This window comes from Paenibacillus tundrae (assembly GCF_030812775.1).
Lineage (GTDB): Bacteria > Bacillota > Bacilli > Paenibacillales > Paenibacillaceae > Paenibacillus > Paenibacillus tundrae_A.
This window is the reverse complement of the sequence record NZ_JAUSTI010000015.1, coordinates 1-19,191: the sequence shown is the minus strand read 5'-3', so window position 1 is coordinate 19,191 and position 19,191 is coordinate 1. Positions and strand designations below refer to the sequence as shown.

Sequence of the window (19,191 nt, the reverse complement as noted above, 5' to 3'; positions counted from 1 at the left end):
CGAAAAAGCTCTGCCTCGGCGGCAGAGCTTACTTCATTCCATTATGCAATTATACCAAGAACGCTTTGGAGATGATAACCAACAGGATGAACAGAACCAAAATGGCACCTACAGAAGTGAAACCTCCGTATCCGTAGCCTCTAGTGTCTCCACCTAATACTTCGCTCATTGACCGTACCTCCTCTGCAACAGGTATGGGTTATCTTATGCAGGACGGAGGGTTTTGACAAGGCGAATATCCCTAATTTTATATGTTGGGCTATTTTACATAAATCTGGGTGAATCTACACGCATAATATCCAAGAAAGGAACCTTAGCCATAAACTCCTCTTCGGTATGCTCTACATGCACCAGCCTTGTACGTGAATCAAGCTTGATAATTACGCCTCGAACCTGCTCTTCCTTCCCCCATACCGTCAACAATACCTCTGAACGCTCATGGTAGGCTTCGACCAATTGATTGCCTAGCTCCTCAAGTTCAAATTCATCCCGCGTGGGTCTCTTTGCAACCTTTGCTTTTGCCAAAATACGACCTCCTCTACAACTAATCCGGTATCCCGATCCGCAGGGTGATTACTGCAGCCATATTCAATTAGTATACCATTCATTTACGCTCGTGTAATGTTTTGGCGAAGATTCGAAGGTCACAACTGTTGAACAAGTTCTGGAAGCAAACAACTTACTCAAAATTACTCAACAAGGGAATGAAAACCTCGTTGGTGCTATTCGTCTGTTTCTTCCACTAAAATCGTATACTCATTGGAAAAAGACTGTCCTATTCTGCGCTGTCCTCTCCATTCATAGGAATAATTCGCGGTTAGCGAACCTTGCTGCTTCGTTATATCTCCATCAGAGGTAATTTGAACAACATACGAAAGCTCTTTCTCCTTGCCTGGCTCCAAATCTCCTAAATGCAGATTTCGTGGTGTAGAATATTCGGGAATATTTAATTGTAACTCTCCCTGGGCGCGCCCAACCCACTTAGCTCCCGGCGGCAATATATCCGTTAATTGTACTCGCGCAGGCCAACTGCCAATATTGGTAACTCGAACATGGAAGACGACCTCCCCACCTGCTTCAACAAGTGTCGGAGACACCTCCACATAGACTGTAATTATGGGAACCTTTAATTGAATGGTTGCATCATTCGACATCACTGTCCGCTGCACATTTCGCGAATCAGGTAATCGAAACGTATAGAGCAGACGAGCCTGATTAACAATCTCAAGCTGCTGAGGATTCACTTGATCTACCCTCACAAGTTGTGCCTCGAACTGAATATGCATGGTAGAGCGCGCAGTCAGCGTTCCTAGATTGAATCCTAGAGTCGGATTGGCACCGGGTCGTTTGACTCCGTTCCAACCAAGACTTCCTTCAACAAACCTCACTCCCTTGGGCAGCACATCCAGCATCGTTGCATCTACTGCATAACGGCTCTCGTTTGCAATCGTAATGTCATAACACACTGTCTCCTCCACCGTCGCGAGCTCTGGAGTCACCGTTTTGCTGATGGAAATTCGAGGCTGAATGACCTCAAGTGTAACTACATTGGAGGAGACCGTTTCTCGCTGACCCGCTGAAATGTAACTTAGATTCGCCTGACTAGTAATCCCTTCTGTGTCCAGTACAGCTGTCACTTGGGCACGATATTGAATCTGTATCGAACGTTCTGGTAACACATTCCCAATCAGGATTCCCGAATCTGGTGTCATCTGAGGAACGAACATGTCATTCACAACAACACTTCCAGGAATAAATTGAATACCTGAAGGTAATAAGACCGTTACTTGAGCATCTGTCGCGGTCACGAATCCAGGATTACGTACAATGATGTTATACGTTACGATGTCACCTGGAAAAGTCTGAACACGGTCTGCTTGCAGAGCAATCTCAAGACGCGGAGAGACGAGACTGACCTCCACCGTGTTCGACCTCTCCTCCCCCCTGTACGCTCTCCCCTCCGATGTTACAAACTCATAACGGACAAGAGCCTGGTTCAGTAACTTCAAACTTTCGGGTAAACGAATAATCATCACTTGAAAATGGAACCGCAGCCTCGCTCCAGGCGCTATCTCACTCGGTGGCAAGCCTTGTTCTGGCGAAGAACCAGGCAATGGAATTCCATCACGAAGCACGCTATTGGGCAATAAAGCAGTCTCAGCCGATAGCTGATCTGTGACATATACGGTAGCCGTGCGATTGCCAGAGTTGACGATTTCAATTAGATAGATCAAGGACTGACCCAATGTGGCTACCGTGGCACTACATTGCTTATGAACTTCCAGTCTTGGCCCTACCCATGGTGTAACGACCGTATTCGAATAAGCAACTTGCTCCTGTTCAGCCGTACCAGAATTAAATCGAACCAATGATTGATTCTGCAGCCAATGTGACCACGAATCGGAAGTCGAACTCATATCACCACAACCTCAACCCTAAATGTAATTGTGACTGAAGCGCCTGCGGCAATAGAGCCCAGCGTAATTCCAGTATTCGGATTAGCGGTTGGACGTGCTGCGCCATCCACGGTTACACTCCCTGGTACAAACACACTGCCTGTTGGCACAGGATCGACCATGACGACATTGTTGACGACCTCAATACCGCTGTTCGTTACAACAATAGTATACGTGATAACATCGCCTACCACTGCATCAATAGCACTTGTACTCTTGACAACGACCACATTCGGTGCGGACACAGGGATGACAAGAACATTGGAATCAACGCTGCCTGACAACTGACGACCATCTGGTGGGCTAAACGTAAAGTCAGCGACAGCTTGGTTAATAAGTTGCTGATTCTGTGGCAACGAATCCACCGTTACTCCAAGGGTAACCGTCACATTAACAGATGCACCCGGAGGCAGCGTACCAACGACAATACCTGTATTAGGATCAGCTCCCGGTTGTGGCACACCATCGATCAGTACACTATTCGGGAGCAACACGGTCCCATCTGGGATGGAATCCGTCAATGTTAATTGAACAGCCAGATTTCCTGTATTCGTTAGAGAGAAAGAATAAATAATGGTGTCACCAATTGTGGCATTTGAAGTACTGGCTGTTTTGGTTACAGCAATAATCGGCTGATAGATCGGCGTTACGACCGTATTGGAATATGAAGCACCAGAGAACACCCCAGATGTGAAACTTACATAGGACTGGCTGCTCACTTGAGGCGGTGAAGGTAACGTATTAACACGTACAGCATAAGACACTGATGCAGAAGCCCCTGGCGCAAGTGTGCCGATAGCTATACCTAAGGCAGGGTTTGCCGATGCCCTAACGACGCCGTCCACTAGCACACTGCCTGTAACAAATGTTACCGCTGGACTAATAGGGTCTGTTAATAATACATTGTTGACTGGGTCTATTCCGTTGTTCGTAATGACCATCTCATAAACAATGGTGTCCCCCACTACAGCGTCCGTTGCAGGTGTTGTTTTGACAACCGTAACATCAGGAGCCGATACCTGAATCGCGAGTGAATTAGAAGTTAAACTTCCTCCAAGCGTTCTACCATCAGGTAGCGTATACGAAAACGTTGCGGAAGCTTGGTTAACAATCGACTGACTGAGCGGCAATGTTACGATTACAACCGAAAACATGACCATCGTTGTCGTAGAGACGACGCCCAGAGGAATGCCTGAAGCAGGATCAGCACCAGGTGCACTTGCTCCATTAATAATGACACTGTTAGGAACCAGTTCGGTTCCTGCAGGAATCGTATCAGTAAGTGTCACTGTTGCTCCATAGTTTCCGGCATTGGAGATGGCAATGCTGTACACGACCGTATCCCCAACCGTAGCAAGAGCCTGATCTCCTGTTTTGACCGCAGTCAAAATGGGCTGATATACCGGTGTCGTTACCGTATTTGAGAAGGTTGTTGCAGAGAAAGCTCCCGAAGTGAAGCTGACCGTGGATTGATTGTTGAGTACCGCGCTTGCTGGAAGAGCCGTTACTCTTATGCTAAATACAACCGTTACCGTTGCTCCTGGTGCAATAGAGCCTAATGCAAGTCCAGTTGATGGATTAACTCCGGGACGCAACACGCCGTCTACATAAACACTATCTGCCACCAGTACTGTACTGGCTGGGATCGCATCCGTAAATATGACATTGCTGACACTGGCAATACCGTTATTTGTTACAGCGATGCTATAGGTTACAACATCTCCAACGGAGACTGCCGTAGACGTTGTTGATTTAACAACAGCGATATCTGGAGCAGAAACAGGAATCGTGACGACATTGGATTGAATAGAACTTGTAATATTTCTTCCATCTGGAAGTGTAAAGGCAAGCGCTACAGTGGCCTGATTAACCAATTGCTGCGGCGTTGGCAGACTATCAACGACAACCGAGTACGTAATCGTTGTTGTTGCTCCAGCAGCCACATTCCCTGCCGGAATACCTGTTATAGGACTCGCTGCAGGTAGTGGTTGACCATTCACAATGACGCTGTTCGGGACAAAAATCGTACCCGTCGGCACTGCGGCAGACAAGTTAATCTGAGCACCATAATTCCCTTGATTGTTTACTGTTACTGTGTAACTAACCGTGTCTCCTACCGTTGCATTCTGTGTGCTTGCGGTTAAGACAGCAGACAGTATAGGTTGGAAAACAGGAGTTACTACCGTATTGGAGAAGGTTGTTCCTGAGAATGCACCTGAGGTAAAAGTAACTGTGGAACGATTGCTTAACTGTCCTCCTGGTGGAATCTCATTGACTCTTACATTGAAAGTTACGGTAGCATTTGCTCCTGGTGCCAGTGTGCCAAGTGCTACTCCTCCTGCCGGATTAGCTGTAGGTTGGACAACACCATTGACCGTAACACTTCCTGCAACAAAGGAAGACCCGGCTGGGATCGGATCAGAAAATTGAATATTGCTTACTGGCGCAATACCACTATTCGTGATAAGAACAGAATACGTGACCGTATCATTAACTGCTGCTGCGGTGGATGCTGTACTTTTCACCACAGCCACATTTGGAGCAGATACAGGGAATGTAAGTGTGTTGGACGTGGCCGATCCCGTTAATGTCCTTCCATCCGGTGGAGTGAATGTAAATGATGCTGTGGCAAAATTGCTCAGTTGTTGAGGTGTTGGCAATGAAGATAGAATCACAGCAAACGTTACAGTAGCTGTTACTCCCGCAGCTACATTCCCTACTGGGATTCCCGTTACAGGTGAAGTTCCGGGTTGAGGCACTCCAGCGACAACGACACTATTGGGTACAAAGGCAGTCACCGCAGGAATTGCATCCGTTAACGTGACGATAGCTTCCAGATTTCCTGTGTTACTTACAGTCACGGTGTAGACGATTGTATCCCCTACGGTTGCATTGACTGTGTTGGCCGTTTTCACAAGCGAGATCTGCGGTTGTATCACCGGGGTCACTGTTGTGTTGGAGGATGATGATCCCGAGAATGTACCTGATGTAAAGCTAACCGTAGACTGATTGCTAATCTGCGAAGGAACCGGCATAGTAATCCTCACCTCAAATGTTACGGTAGCTTCCGCTCCTGGAGCCAGAGTACCGATTGGAATACCGGCTGACGGATTGGAGAGCGGGAATGAAACCCCGTTCACAATGACGCTTCCGGGTACTAACGGGGTATTCGCTGGAAGTGGGTTGTTAAATACAACATTGTTGACCGCAACCGTTCCATTATTCCGAATGACTGACGTATAAATAACGGTATCGCCAGACACGGCATAGTCTAGATTATCGCTGTTGACAACCGTTACATTGGGAAGAGATACCGGAACAGTAACTGTGTTGGAGGAAGAAGTAGCTGTAATGATTCTTCCGCTTGGGAGAGTAAAGTTGTATACCGCTCCTGACTGGTTCGTTAATTGCCTTGAACTTGGCAGACTTGTTACGGTGGCAACAAAGGTTACCGTAGCGCTGCCCCCGGCAGGAATTTGCCCTATATTAATTCCGGTATTCGGACTTACGCCTGGGGCTGGAGCACCGTTAATGATGACACTATTCGTGTTAAATACTGCTCCGGCGGGTACAGGGTCGTTTATCGTCACTACTGCAGCGATATTCCCCCTGTTACTAACTTGAATGGTATAGTTAAACGAATCTCCTACTGTCAGATTGTTTGTACTCGCGGATTTCACCAATTGTATGATCGGTTGAAAAACTGGAGTTGTGACAACAACGGAGGAAGATACGCCATTAAAACTACCGGTTGTAAATGCAGCACCCGCTCGATTGCTAACAGAACCTGTGGTCGGTACCGCTGTAACTCTTGCCTGATACGTGATGGTTGCACTGTTCGAGCTACTGCTGGAGCTACCTAATGTGCCTATCGCAATACCAGCAATTGGACTTGCTGCTCTCGCAGCAGTCCCATTAATGGTTACACTGCCTGACACAAATTCAAGACCTGTGGATGGGGCATCCGAGACAATGACATTTTGTACAGCAGCGATGCCTGCGTTTGTAACTACCACCGTATAGGTTAGAATCTCACCCACTGTAACATCAGGCGCATTAACGGTTTTGGTGATGGTCACATTGGGAGCAGAGGCCGCGATCTGCACTTGATTAGACACTACGCTTCCCGATAAACTCCGACCACTTGGCAGTTGATACGTGTAACTGGATGTCGCCTGATTCTGTAGGGTAGGTGGTGAAGGAATCGAGCTCAATGTTGTTTGAAAAACAACCGTCGAGGTTCCTCCCGGTGCAAGAGTTCCCAGTGAAATTCCTGTTACTGGACTCGTTCCTGGTCGAGCCGTGCCATTCACGGTTACAGATCCAGCAATAAAGGTAAGACCTGCCGGAATCGTATCTGTTACATTCACTTGAGCACTTAGATTCCCTGTATTTCTAACAACCAACGTATACTCAATCTGATCACCCAACGTTGCATTTGTTGTGCTAGCCGACTTATTGATTGAAATTACAGGTTGGAATACAGGTGTACTTATTGAATTCGAGTTCGAAATCCCTGAGAACGCACCAGAGCTGTACGACACTACTGCCTGATTACCTAGTGAGCCCGACGCAGGTAAGGACTGCACACTAACCTGAAATGTAACTGTTGCCGAAGTGCCTGCTGCCAGCGTGCCAAGCGTTATCCCACTGATTGGATTGGCAGATGGTACACTCGTTCCTCTAACGACTACACTACCAGGTAAAAATGCTGTTCCAGCGGGAAGAATGTCCGTAAGCACAACGTTGTTGATCGCCTGAATGCCACCATTCGTTGTAACGATGGAATACGTAAACGATTCGCCAACGGCAACGTCCGTAATCGTTGCTGATTTGACCACAAATACATTTGGTAACGTAACAGGAATAGATAAAATGTTAGATGCCACTGTACCGTTGACCGTTCGTCCATCAGGTGAGTTGAACGAGTAGACTGCCGTAGCTTGATCCACCAGTGTCGGGGGCGAAGGCAGAGACGTTACAAGTACCTGAAAGGTTACCGTCGTTACACTCCCTGCTGCAAGGCTTCCAAGATTTACACCTGTCGCCGGGTTGGCTCCTGCCACGACATTGCCATTCACACGAAAGCTGCCTGCAACATAAGAGCTGCCTGCAGGAATGTTATCCGTGAGGGTCACGTTTGCCGCTACATTGCCTCCATTGTTCACTTGAAGTGTGTAGGTCACCTGATCCCCAACCGTAGCATTGGTAGTACTCGCTGATTTCACAATAGACAGGTTAGGAGAATATACCGGTAATACAGAGCTGTTGGATGGAATTACACCCGTGATGACCGATCCACCTGCTACACTCTGAAAAGTAAAAGCCGCACTAGCAGAATTGACTAGTTGCAAAATATTAGCATCGGGTCCGATTAATGCGCGATATGTGACGACGATACTACTAGATAGATTTAATGAGCCCAGAGGTATACCAGTTGTCACATCCAGCGTTGGCCGAGATACGCCTGCCACAGTGACACTGCCTGGAATAAAGGTGAGACCCGGTGGCAATGTATCCGAAAGTACCACACTAGCGGCACTAGCTGTACCTCCGTTACTAATCGTTACGGTATACAGGATGCTGTCCCCTGCAACAGCTCCGGTGGCGACGGAAGCCTTAGCAACCGTAATTCGGGGTGCATTGATATCAACCTGTATGGCATTGGCATTAACAATGTAGGCATCTCCCGAAGTGGTGAGCGTTAGTACCGCTGAGGACTGGTTATTAATTAGCCTTGCAGATACGTCTACATTTGTAATATCCCACCCTTGGCGCCCACCAACAATGTTAGAACCAGGAGCTCCATTCACCTGATTACGCGTCCCAAACGTACCTGTTGTGTTCAGCGCTCCGGTATCTCCATTAATTTGAGACGCAAAAAAATTCGCTGCCAAGTTATTCGGACCTGATAAAGCGACCGAAGTCGCTGATGTCGGGCCAAAGAGCGCCTGGTCTCCGGTTCGGTTGGCATCTCCCTCCTGTGCACTGAATAAAGCCCTGCCCCCAAGCGTACCGGATAGTGGCGTAGCAAACCCGGTCAATGTGGTGACTACTGGCGGGGAAGTGGATTGTACAAGAACACCTCCAGCCCGAAGAGACATGTTTCGAAACGGAAGATTTCCGTTCTGGTAAATAACCCCTAGTGTCCAACCCGCGTGATTCGCTGTAGCGTCATTCGTAATGACAATCGTGCCTACGACTCCCCCGGTGATGTATGTACCTGCCCCGCCATTCGCCACTAATGTGGTTACATTTGCTGAACGAACATATCCGGCAGCACCGTTCCCTAGATCAAATTGATTGTAGGTGACCGGATCTGGAGTAATGTTAAACGTTCCTACCGGGGTCGTAAAGCTGACGGGGTTGTTAATGGCTGTACTAAGATTGACCGTGCCATTAATATAACTGCCTCCCCAGATTAATTCCGCGTATAAGACGGTACTACCAGCAGGAAGATTTAGAACGGCTGCGGAACTGTTGCTCTGATATGCACTTGTAGTCCCAAGAGGATATGTTCCGTATCGCACATCAGCATTCGTTGTAGTAAAGCCTCCGATACTGTCTTGCGTTCCAGGTACCCCTGCCGTATCCGAGCGACTTAAACCAAGGGTATTGCCCGTAAAAGTGATTGCTCCTGTAGCGTTAACGGTTGAGCGAACGACAAGAGGAATGGAGTTCACCTCCCCTTCATCCAAAATCATATTCCTTGATATGGAGCCTTATAAAAGTCTATGACGTACCCTCTAAGAATTTGTTTATTCTATGGTGAAAATTTCTTTCTTTTGGTGTATACTTGTACATTTTATTTCAAATTTAATGATTGCCTTTTGTTCAATGTGATTTATAATCATCATATACGAGAGAAGAAGTTTCGTATCATTATGATGCAGTCAGCGGTGATATATTGAAAATTCCTTTTACACAACGTAGCCATATCCCTACAGATTATGAGTTCAAACATTCCAAGTGGATGAAGAAAATATTACGAGCCTACTGGCTTGTTATCAGCCTCCATGCACTCGTTCAGATTGCTTGCTACGTATTTCTCGTTTATGATCGCACTCCAGCCGATTTTATAGTGAATGTCGTCATTTGGCCTACGGCGGCGGGAAGTGCAGGTATTCTCTTCGCTAGTTGGATAGATCGACGATTTAGCTCCTATTCCTCGTATGCCATGTCGGCAGCCAGCACCATCATTGCTTGGACGATCATACACGTCAATTATGACATTCGGATTATTATGGCCGCATGCTTATTGCCTATATTTTCCTCCGTGTTGTTCTTCAACAAAAAGGGAGTATGGGTCTCTTTTGCCATGCAAATGATAGGGTATTTTCTATTACTCGGAGTCCCTAGCTATCGTCAATTTTTAAGTTCATTTGATATCGTTTCCATACCTGTGTTTCTGCTTGCCGGCACTTATGTTTCTCAAGTCATTGTTACCAGCAGTATTGAAGTTCTGGATGATCTTAAGGACAGCATGTTAGCTAAACAGGATCTGATCGTCAGGAATGCCATTATGACCAAACAATCCAAAACGGATGGATTAACCAATCTGTATAACCAAAGTTCATTCAAGGATTACTACGATAAAGCTTATGAATACGCCAATAATGGCATGAGCCTTCACCTCGCGTTGATCGATATTGACGATTTCAAAGCGATTAATGATACCTATGGACACCGCGTGGGCGATGTTATATTAGAGAAAGTCTCCTTGATTATTCAAAAAAATATAACTTCGAGTGATATTGCTGCTCGATATGGTGGAGAAGAGTTCGCCATATTAATGTTTGAGCAATCTTTTGAGCAAGCTTATGCTATGGTAGAGCAGATTCGGCAAAAAATTGCACATATGGGACATCTGGAACTCGATGGTGCATTCGTTACCGTTAGTGTTGGTCTCAAGAGCTATAGCCCGCATCTCTCAAAGGACAAGCTGTTTGAAGAGGTGGATGCCTGCTTATATGCCGCTAAACGGACAGGCAAAAACAAAACCGTTACCGCCCTTGATCTGCCCAATGTATAATCCGTCATCCCCCGTGTATTACGTGTAAAGGGGGATCAACATGATCAAAATTAAAAAAGTTGTGCTGTTAACCGTGAAACGGTTGAACAACACAACTTTTTTGGCATATATTCGGCTCTTTCAATTCGAAGGTTCGGGGGACTACTCCGCCCAATCCCAGCGATTCTTGTTTTGCTCCAATCTGGGATGCAGCTCAGTAGCTGGGCCATCTATAACGATTCGTACTTCTTTGATCCATTCCTTGAAGGAATCAAAGGAAGCAAATAGATTGGCCATTTCAGTCGTTAGATATAAGAAATGAGGTGCTGGATACTCTGCTTTAATATGTCGTAAGGCGGTATCCATCGGTGTATACTTCTTGCGCTTGCCCTCCAGTCCTTCCACACGTATACGGGCATCTGCATGTTCCCGTTTCCAATCATGGAGTCGATCCTCGCGTTTGAAGTAAGGCTGTATATTCCCTGATCTCATTCGTTTGAATGTACTCTCGTGAAGGGGATACAACACCAATTGTGCAAAAGAACGACTGTTCGTCAAATTCAATGCGTTCTCCAATTGTTCGTCTGTGATCTGATCGAATGTATCATAGAAAATGAGTGTACCCTTGCGGCTCGCCACCGGGGGTTCATAGCCGTATGGCACGTTAGTATGTGAATTGGCCATTCTCACTCCTCCTTCCTTATCATTGTTTCACTGAAGCAAGCATCTATGTGCTTATTATTATGGACTACCTATCACTTTTCAAATCCGAGTAAAATGTCATCCGATTTTTGCCTGCACGTTTGGACTCATATAACGCCTCATCAGCCATGCGAATAATTTCGCTTGGATTCCCACTGTTGGTTGGATACTCCGCACCACCGATACTACATCCAATCCGAATACGTTCATATTCAATCACAAAAGGTTTGTTTAGGCTTTGGATAATCTCCTCAGCATACAATTTTGCTTCCTCTCGTGGATTACTTCCCACCGAACGAAGCACAATCAGAAACTCATCACCGCCCAACCTGACGGTTATGCCTTTATCCAGACTTAATGCATTGAGACGTTGAGCTACTTTTTGCAACAAGACATCTCCCGTTTGATGCCCAAGGGAGTCATTCACACGTTTGAATCCGTCGAGATCAAGATAAAGGAAGGTGAGTGTATGATTCACGCTTTCCGTCTCCAGCGATTCTTCCAAATAAAATTCAAGTGCCGTTCTATTCGGCAATCCAGTTAATTGATCATAGTGCGCTAAGTTCTGCATCACAACAAGCTCGGAGTCTTTATTTTTAAGTGAAACAACCATTTCCCTAAGAGAACGTGATAGCTCCTCAATTTCACTAAATCCTTTGTTTTCTGGAATCTGTACTTGCTCTCCTACCCGAAGCTCATTAGCTACTTGCGTAAGTCGCATCAATGGAGCAGCAATTTTCCGGGAGACACACCATCCGATCAGGACAAAGAGTACAGTCACCGCAAGCCCAGACCAAATGTTGAACCAGAGCATATCGGATACAGACGCAAAAGCGGTGGATTGAACCTGACGAATCACTACAGTCCATCCGAGCCCTGGGTAATCCAAATGACCTTGGCTGTGTGCAATTCCGGTTACATATTCCTTCCCATCCGGCCATCTCTCGGTAGTCCAAGTACTCTTATGCAACTGTGCTTGTTCAATTCCAGTCAGTTTTAATGGTTTACCAATCCAATCTTTGGGACCTAGTAGCACCGTGTTTTCTTTCTTACTTACGATAAAAAATTCAATATCCTTCTCCTCATGAAGTAACGGAGTAAGAATGGATTCTTCCACTTCTTTCGCCCATGCCCAGCTCAAATGTGCAGCGAGAACGCCACGTGTCTTGCCGTTAGTGTCCTTTAATGGAAAGCTGATATCGACAAATTGCAGTGGTTCACCTGTGGGGTTAGGCAATAGCTTGGCTAGCAACACCGCATTGTGAACATCTCCAATGAATTTACCCTTAATTCCTTCTTGATACACAGGTCTCTCGGACAAATTTTCTCCTAACAAAATACCATCGGTTGCCGCTAGAACTTTTCCTTCAGGATTCATGTATCCAACCCAGGAATAGGAGGGAAAGCTATCCTGGAGCTGATCCAGTAACATCTGGATTTCAGAAGGTTCGAACCGATTCTCCAGAGCAGCCATTCGACCTAACAGATCCAGTTCGCTTGAACGTGACCACATGAAGCGATCTAATTTATCAGAGGCTTGTGTAGCCGTTCCCCTTAACGAGTGACCGATCTCGGTTTCCAGCGCAAGAAAGGATTTTTGACTAAAAATATAACCGATGGTTAACGATACAAGCAGAGATAACGTAGCAAAAATTGCAGTGAGTACGGTTCTAAGTTTGAATGACATTGTTGCCTCCATAAAGCGGTGAAACCATCCTGCTTTTATAACATGATCATGTTGCAAAAGACACACGAGATGTCACCTATTTGTTTTCATATTTATCGGAATCGATGTGCTTTTTTATTATACATACCCATATAATATGTTGCTTTTATTTACCCCGAGTTTCTTCCATTCAAAAAATAGTCACGATTCTGTATATACATACTTGGGTTATGTATTTAGAGAGCAAGCATGCGATACAATGTTCATTCATCATGTTTGTCACACACAGAAGAACTTCAACTAGAATTTGGGGGTGTAATGTTGAGCCTGCTTCATGTTGCTGTTATTTTGCCTTTTGTTGTAGGTATGTTGCTGTCCATGCTACATCGCTTTTTCCGAAAAGTACATATGGGATGGGCAGTTCTACTCGTTCCAGTTTCATTATTTGTTTATTTTGTAAGTCTTATTTCTAACGTGTCTGAACGTAACACCTTGTCTGGATTAATTCCATGGATTCCATCACTGGATATCGGTTTTAATTTTTATCTGGATGGTCTGAGTCTTCTGCTGTCACTTCTAATCACTGGAATCGGCATACTCGTTGTACTCTACTCGATTTATTATATGGATCAGAAAGAAGCCTTGCATCGCTTCTACCTGTATCTATTAATGTTCATGGGCGCCATGCTCGGCGTAGTTCTATCCGACAATATGATTGTACTGTATGGTTTCTGGGAATTGACCAGTATTACGTCGTTCCTGCTGATTGCCTTTCATTACAAACGTAAAGCATCTACTTCAGGTGCGCAAAAATCATTTTTAATTACTGTATTTGGCGGCTTCGCAATGCTTGCCGGTTTCATGCTGATGTATCTGATGACAGGTACGTTCAGCATTCGCGCCACCATTGCAGACTGGGGACAGATTCAGGAGAACGCATTATTTCTGCCTGCATTGGTACTCATACTCATTGGTGCGTTTACCAAATCGGCACAGTTCCCGTTTCACATCTGGCTACCGGATGCAATGGAAGCCCCTACTCCCGTTAGTGCATATCTGCACTCCGCAACGATGGTTAAGGCCGGTATCTATGTTGTTGCGCGGTTCACGCCTATTTTTGGCGGGCAAGGACTGTGGTTTTGGCTCGTCACAGGGGTGGGTATCCTCACCCTCTGTTATGGCTCCTTTTTGGCTGTAAAGAAAAATGATCTGAAAGCGATCTTAGCCTATTCTACGATTTCTCAGCTTGGCTTAATTATGTCCCTGTTCGGTGTTGGGTCTGCCGCTCTGTACTTTGGATACGGTGACTCCTCCGCAATGTATACGGTGGCAACAACCGCCGCCTTGCTGCATTTGTTTAATCATGCCACGTTCAAAGCAGCTCTCTTTATGGTCGTTGGTATTGTGGATCATGAAACCGGCACACGTGACATTCGCAAGCTCGGTGGGCTCGCTTCATTTATGCCAATCACATTCACGGTTGCCCTTATAGGCTCACTTGCAATGGCTGGCATTCCACCATTCAACGGCTTTTTGAGCAAGGAATTGTTCTTCCAAGCTATGGTTGAGATCACACATCTGCGGATTTTCGGACTTGGCTCTTGGAGCATCCTATTACCTGTGCTTGCCTGGCTGGCGAGTGTATTCACATTAATCTATGCCTTAATTATTGCTTTCAAAACATTCCTAGGAAGCACCCGCAGTGAACTACCTGCCGAGAAGATGCATGAAGCTCCGATCGGCATGCTCATTCCACCTGTTACGCTTGGCATTCTGGTCATTGTGTTCGGCCTCTTCCCAAATCTGGTCGCGATGACACTGATTGAACCTGCGATGGCTGCAGTGTTGCCTCAACTGCTGAGTGGTAACGAACGATTCGATGTACATTTCTCCCTCTGGCATGGTCTCACACCAGAACTCATCATGACCGTTGGTGTAGTTGCACTGGGTGTTACATTATATAAACTTTTGCCTAAATGGAGAAACTTGTATGAGCATTATCCACAAGGTTTAACCATTAACAATATGTATCATGTCGTGCTTGATAATTTGCAGCACTATGCTCGCAAATGGACAGAAGCATATATGAATGGCTCTGTGCGCAATTACCTGGTTTATATCTTTTCGTTCACAGTTGCACTTCTTGTGTATGCCTTCTTCCGTTCGGGTGAAAATATAACTTGGAATTTCCAGGGTAACGCGCCCTTCTCGTTCTATGAAGCCGTCTTACTGATTACGCTTATTGCGGCTGCAGTATCCATTCCTTTTGCCAAAAATAGGCTATCCGCGGTTATCATGACTGGAGCCGTCGGATACCTCGTAACCCTGCTCTTTGTTCTGTTCCGAGCACCGGATCTGGCATTGACCCAAATGATCGTAGAGACCGTGTCGGTTGCCCTATTCCTACTCTGCTTCTATCATTTGCCTGAGCTTCAGCGGGGTAAGTCGAGTCGTCGATACCTCACGGTAAATGGCATTGTGGCAATTGCTGTGGGAATTGTCATGACGTTTGTTGCATTAGCAGCGAGCGGAACAGCCTCATTGGAGAGCATTTCGACCTTCTTCCTGCAAGAAGCTTATAACTCGGCTGGTGGTAAAAATGTCGTTAATGTATTGCTCGTCGATTTCCGTGGTTACGATACGTTACTTGAAATTATGGTGCTTGGTGTGGCTTCATTATCCATCTACTCCATGATCAATCTGAATCTAGAAGCAAAAGATCTGGGCGCACGATTGAAATTTCGTAAGAAAGAAACCACAGATGAAAATGACGTCGAGCTTGACGATAAAGATGATAACACGAAGAAATATGGGAATCGGGAAGGAACTACATCTTCCTGGGATACGGTTCCTTTGCAAAGTAATGATGTATTACTGCAAACCACGACCAAGGTTGTCGTATTTATTATTTTGACCTTCGCCTTGCACTTGTTCTTCGCAGGGCATCACAACCCAGGCGGCGGATTTATCGGCGGTCTCGTTACAGCTGCTGCACTGGTTCTCATTGCCCTTGCGTTCAGTACAGATACGATACGCAAAGCGTTACCTATTGATTTTCGTATGTTGACATCGATTGGTCTGGCAATTGCCTTATTAACAGGGGCGGGTTCATTTTTGTTCGGTGCCCCATTCCTCAGTCAAACCTTTGGATATTTTGAACTTCCTTTACTCGGAGAGACTGAACTTGCCACGGCAATGCTGTTCGATATAGGCGTGTATCTAGCCGTCCTTGGCGTCACCATGACTATTATTCTACAGATCGGGGAGGATCGCTGATATGGAAATATTGATGTGTGTGGCCGTTGGCATTTTGTTTGCGGTCGCCGTCTTCTTAATCTTATCGCGGAGCCTGCTCCGGATTGTTCTCGGCATGTCTATCCTCACGCATGGCGTGCATCTGTTGCTAATCACGATGTCTCGCCTTAAGACCGGAGCTCCGCCTCTACTTGGGGAGCAGGCGGAACGTTATGTTGATCCGCTGCCCCAGGCGCTTATTTTGACATCGATCGTTATTAATTTTGGTCTAACTGCCTTTTTCTTTGTTCTGTCCTACCGTTCATATCTGAAACTGAAAACCGACGATATGGAAGAAGTAAGGGGGCGGCCATATGAATAATCTTGTTGTTCTACCGATTCTACTGCCCTTAATTACTGGCGTTATCGCTATCCTTTTTTTCCGTAAGGTTAGCATTCAGCGGTTCGTCAGTGTTATTGGACTTTTGCTCACCGCCGCAGCTTCAACGGTGTTAATTGTTCAAGTTGCCCAATCCGGCATCCAAACGTTGAATATGGGAGGCTGGACACCCCCTTATGGTATAGTGCTTGTTGCCGATATGGTATCTGCACTGCTCGTTGTTGCCGCATCGATCATAGCGTTAGCCTGTCTTCTCTATGCTTTTCAAAGCGTTAATAAGGAACGGGAAGAGCATCACTTCTATCCTTTCTTTCACTTTTTGATCGCTGGAGTAAACGGATCGTTCCTTACAGGGGATATCTTCAACCTATTTGTAAGCTTTGAATTGATGCTGATCTCTTCCTATGCCTTAATCGTGCTTGGAGGAACGGAACGACAATTACAGGAAACGATCAAATATGTCCTGATTAACATCGTTTCTTCTGCACTCTTTGTTGCTTCGATCGGCTTCTTGTATTCCATCACTGGCACATTAAATATGGCGGATTTGTCGGTTCGAATTGCTGAGATCGGTCAAAGTGGTGTCGTAACACTTATTGCTGTATTGTTCTTGATTGTATTTAGTATTAAGGCCGGATTGTTCCTATTCTTCTGGCTATCCGGTTCCTATGCAGCTCCACCAGCCGTAGTCACGGCACTGTTCGCTGGATTGTTAACCAAGGTGGGACTGTATGCGATTGTGCGTACATTCACACTCATCTTCTATCATGATCCGGATTTCTTCCACGCCTTAATTGGGTGGATGGCCGGAGCTACCATGATCCTGGGGGTTATTGGGGCAATCTCCTATCGTGACGTGAACAAAATTTTGATCTACAACGTTATCGCAGGTGTCGGTTTTGTCGCCTTCGGTATGGCATCGGCCAGTCGTACAGCACTTGAAGGTCTGCTCTTCTACATGTTGCATGATATGCTGATCAAAACACTGCTCTTCCTATTAGGCGGTGCATTGATTGCAGTCGCAGGCACATCTAAACTCGACAATATGGGCGGGCTCATTAAACGCTATCCCATGCTCGGCTGGATGTTCTTCATCAGTGCACTTGCATTGGCGGGTATACCGCCATTCAGTGGATTCCCAGGTAAACTGTTGCTGTTCGAGGGCGGCTTGCAGACAGGCTTGTACGGACTGACCGGAATTGCGGTACTCTCCAGCTTGTTAATGCTCTACTCTGTACTACGTATCTTTATCCAAGCGTTCTGGGGTGAGCCACCTGCGGGCGTTGTCCGTCGACCTTATCCGGTGAATGGTTTGCTGATTCCAGCGGGTATTCTGTTTATTTTTATCATCGTGATGGGTGTGGGGGCTGAAGGCATGTTCCAATTAACCTCGCGCGCAGGCGACATTCTACTGCATCCGAATCTGTATATAGATGCCGTATTGAAGGAGTAGATGCGTATGGCCTTTCAGATAATACTCAATCTTATTATCGCTTTTGTATGGATGTTTCTGAACAATGCCTGGAACGGTGTTGGTTTTATTACGGGTTATTTACTCGGTTTGTTGCTCATTGGAGGCATGCGACGTTTCTTCCCGCAACGGTTGTATGTTGTACGCGTCTGGGCAATTATTAAGTTGCTTATACTGCTGTTTAGGGAACTGGTGCGAGCCAGTATTGAGGTCATCCGTCAGATCATTAAACCTAAGCTTGATATTCGACCAGGTATTTTCACCTATCGAACAGAATTATCTTCCGATTGGGAAGTTACCCTGCTCTGTCTGCTGATCTCGCTAACACCGGGTTCCTTGCCACTCGAAATCTCAGGGAATCAACGGAAGCTGTTTATCCATGCACTGGATATTAAGGATGAGCAAAAGTTGAGAGATGATATTAAAAACACGTTCGAAAAAGCAATAATGGAGGTGACACGTTAATGTTGTCCTCACTACTGTTTATTTCATTGCTAATTCTATCGCTGGCTATTCTCGGCTGTCTGTATCGTGTCCTTCGAGGACCCTCAATGGCTGACCGAATTACAGCGCTAGATACGATAGGCATTAATGTCATTGCCATTGTAGCTGTATTATCCATGATGCTTAAGACACAAGCCTATTTGGATATTATTTTATTGATTGGTATTCTCGCATTTCTAAGTACCGTAGCCTTTGCACGTTATATCGAACGGGGGGCGGTGTTCAAAAATGATGGAGATCGTTAATGCAGCCGCTGAAACTACCATTGGTCTGCTCGTTCTGCTGGGGGCTTTACTGAGTGCATTTAGTGCATTTGGTCTCATTCGGTTACCTGATGTCTACTTACGAGCACATGCCGCGACCAAAAGTATGACTCTTGGAGTCCTGTGTGTGTTAAGCGGAGCCTTTTTTTTCTTCTGGATCTTCGATAATTACATTAGTGCACGCGTATTATTAGGTATCCTGTTTGTATTCATCACTGCTCCTGTTGCAGGGCATCTCAACGGGCGTGCTGCCTACCGTACGGATGTACCTCTCTGGGAACAGAGCATTCAAGATGAACTCGAACCATTACTGAAAGGTAAGAAGGTTAACCATGAAGAGAAGGACATGATGGAGTAACCTCATAACATGAAAAAAAAGACCTGCGATGTGGTCATACCCCTGTCAAGTAGACAGATGAAAAAAGCTATGCTGCCAGCGCGCATCGATATTCAATCGGTGCGCGCTGTTTGAGTTTCGCTTGAA

General features: G+C 45.9%; 13 protein-coding genes. 7 read left to right on the top strand and 6 right to left on the bottom strand.

Annotated features, from left to right (window positions below; all coding sequences use genetic code 11):
• Window positions 1-49: 49 nt before the first annotated feature.
• From J2T19_RS21765 to J2T19_RS21750, 4 genes are all read right to left on the bottom strand, one after another.
• Complete coding sequence (locus tag J2T19_RS21765; protein WP_056692350.1) at window positions 50-169, bottom strand: hypothetical protein; 120 nt, start codon at window positions 167-169, stop codon at window positions 50-52.
• 95 nt (window positions 170-264) lie between these two features.
• A complete protein-coding gene (locus J2T19_RS21760) occupies window positions 265-525 on the bottom strand; it encodes a YolD-like family protein (RefSeq protein WP_307219506.1) in 261 nt (86 codons plus the stop codon).
• A gap of 197 nt (window positions 526-722) precedes the next feature.
• A complete protein-coding gene (locus tag J2T19_RS21755; RefSeq protein WP_307219504.1) occupies window positions 723-2,417 on the bottom strand; it encodes a COG1361 family protein in 1,695 nt (564 codons plus the stop codon).
• The gene (locus J2T19_RS21750) at window positions 2,414-9,160 is read right to left on the bottom strand and encodes a CLIPPER-2 domain-containing protein (protein ID WP_442418858.1); all 6,747 of its coding nucleotides are present in this window, start codon (window positions 9,158-9,160) and stop codon (window positions 2,414-2,416) included. The genes J2T19_RS21755 and J2T19_RS21750 overlap by 4 nt, the downstream gene beginning before the upstream one ends.
• Window positions 9,161-9,363: 203 nt before the next feature.
• Here J2T19_RS21750 and J2T19_RS21745 point away from each other — a divergent pair, with 203 nt between their 5' ends.
• On the top strand, window positions 9,364-10,488 hold the full coding sequence (locus tag J2T19_RS21745) for a GGDEF domain-containing protein (RefSeq protein WP_307219500.1): 1,125 nt from the start codon (window positions 9,364-9,366) through the stop codon (window positions 10,486-10,488).
• A 141-nt stretch (window positions 10,489-10,629) separates the two neighbouring features.
• Here J2T19_RS21745 and J2T19_RS21740 read toward each other — a convergent pair whose 3' ends face one another.
• Complete coding sequence (locus tag J2T19_RS21740; protein ID WP_307219498.1) at window positions 10,630-11,151, bottom strand: hypothetical protein; 522 nt, start codon at window positions 11,149-11,151, stop codon at window positions 10,630-10,632.
• Window positions 11,152-11,215: 64 nt separating this feature from the next.
• On the bottom strand, window positions 11,216-12,856 hold the full coding sequence (locus J2T19_RS21735) for a sensor domain-containing diguanylate cyclase (protein WP_307219496.1): 1,641 nt from the start codon (window positions 12,854-12,856) through the stop codon (window positions 11,216-11,218).
• Window positions 12,857-13,156: 300 nt separating this feature from the next.
• Here J2T19_RS21735 and J2T19_RS21730 point away from each other — a divergent pair, with 300 nt between their 5' ends.
• The 6 genes from J2T19_RS21730 to mnhG are packed head-to-tail and all read left to right on the top strand — an operon-like array spanning window position 13,157 to window position 19,065.
• Window positions 13,157-16,111: a Na+/H+ antiporter subunit A gene (locus tag J2T19_RS21730; RefSeq protein ID WP_307219495.1), complete on the top strand. Its 2,955-nt coding sequence runs from the start codon at window positions 13,157-13,159 to the stop codon at window positions 16,109-16,111.
• Window position 16,112: 1 nt separating this feature from the next.
• Window positions 16,113-16,451, top strand: coding sequence for a Na(+)/H(+) antiporter subunit C (locus J2T19_RS21725; RefSeq protein ID WP_024631879.1), 339 nt, complete (start codon window positions 16,113-16,115; stop codon window positions 16,449-16,451).
• On the top strand, window positions 16,444-17,922 hold the full coding sequence (locus tag J2T19_RS21720; RefSeq protein ID WP_307219485.1) for a Na+/H+ antiporter subunit D: 1,479 nt from the start codon (window positions 16,444-16,446) through the stop codon (window positions 17,920-17,922). Before J2T19_RS21725 ends, J2T19_RS21720 begins: the two co-directional genes overlap by 8 nt.
• Before the next feature lie 6 nt (window positions 17,923-17,928).
• A complete protein-coding gene (locus J2T19_RS21715; protein ID WP_056692370.1) occupies window positions 17,929-18,405 on the top strand; it encodes a Na+/H+ antiporter subunit E in 477 nt (158 codons plus the stop codon).
• The gene (locus J2T19_RS21710; RefSeq protein ID WP_056692373.1) at window positions 18,405-18,689 is read left to right on the top strand and encodes a Na(+)/H(+) antiporter subunit F1; all 285 of its coding nucleotides are present in this window, start codon (window positions 18,405-18,407) and stop codon (window positions 18,687-18,689) included. Before J2T19_RS21715 ends, J2T19_RS21710 begins: the two co-directional genes overlap by 1 nt.
• A complete protein-coding gene (gene mnhG, locus J2T19_RS21705) occupies window positions 18,673-19,065 on the top strand; it encodes a monovalent cation/H(+) antiporter subunit G (RefSeq protein WP_145048429.1) in 393 nt (130 codons plus the stop codon). The genes J2T19_RS21710 and mnhG overlap by 17 nt, the downstream gene beginning before the upstream one ends.
• Window positions 19,066-19,191: the final 126 nt, after the last annotated feature.

Bases quoted from the DNA above. Each gene is read 5' to 3' on its own strand.
- J2T19_RS21765 (WP_056692350.1), bottom strand. From the start codon at position 169: ATGAGCGAAGTATTAGGTGGAGACACTAGAGGCTACGGATACGGAGGT.
- J2T19_RS21755 (WP_307219504.1), bottom strand. From the start codon at position 2,417: ATGAGTTCGACTTCCGATTCGTGGTCACATTGGCTGCAGAATCAATCA.
- J2T19_RS21750 (WP_442418858.1), bottom strand. From the start codon at position 9,160: ATGATTTTGGATGAAGGGGAGGTGAACTCCATTCCTCTTGTCGTTCGC.
- J2T19_RS21740 (WP_307219498.1), bottom strand. From the start codon at position 11,151: ATGGCCAATTCACATACTAACGTGCCATACGGCTATGAACCCCCGGTG.
- J2T19_RS21735 (WP_307219496.1), bottom strand. From the start codon at position 12,856: ATGTCATTCAAACTTAGAACCGTACTCACTGCAATTTTTGCTACGTTA.
- J2T19_RS21725 (WP_024631879.1), top strand. From the start codon at position 16,113: ATGGAAATATTGATGTGTGTGGCCGTTGGCATTTTGTTTGCGGTCGCC.
- J2T19_RS21720 (WP_307219485.1), top strand. From the start codon at position 16,444: ATGAATAATCTTGTTGTTCTACCGATTCTACTGCCCTTAATTACTGGC.
- J2T19_RS21715 (WP_056692370.1), top strand. From the start codon at position 17,929: ATGGCCTTTCAGATAATACTCAATCTTATTATCGCTTTTGTATGGATG.
- J2T19_RS21710 (WP_056692373.1), top strand. From the start codon at position 18,405: ATGTTGTCCTCACTACTGTTTATTTCATTGCTAATTCTATCGCTGGCT.
- mnhG (WP_145048429.1), top strand. From the start codon at position 18,673: ATGATGGAGATCGTTAATGCAGCCGCTGAAACTACCATTGGTCTGCTC.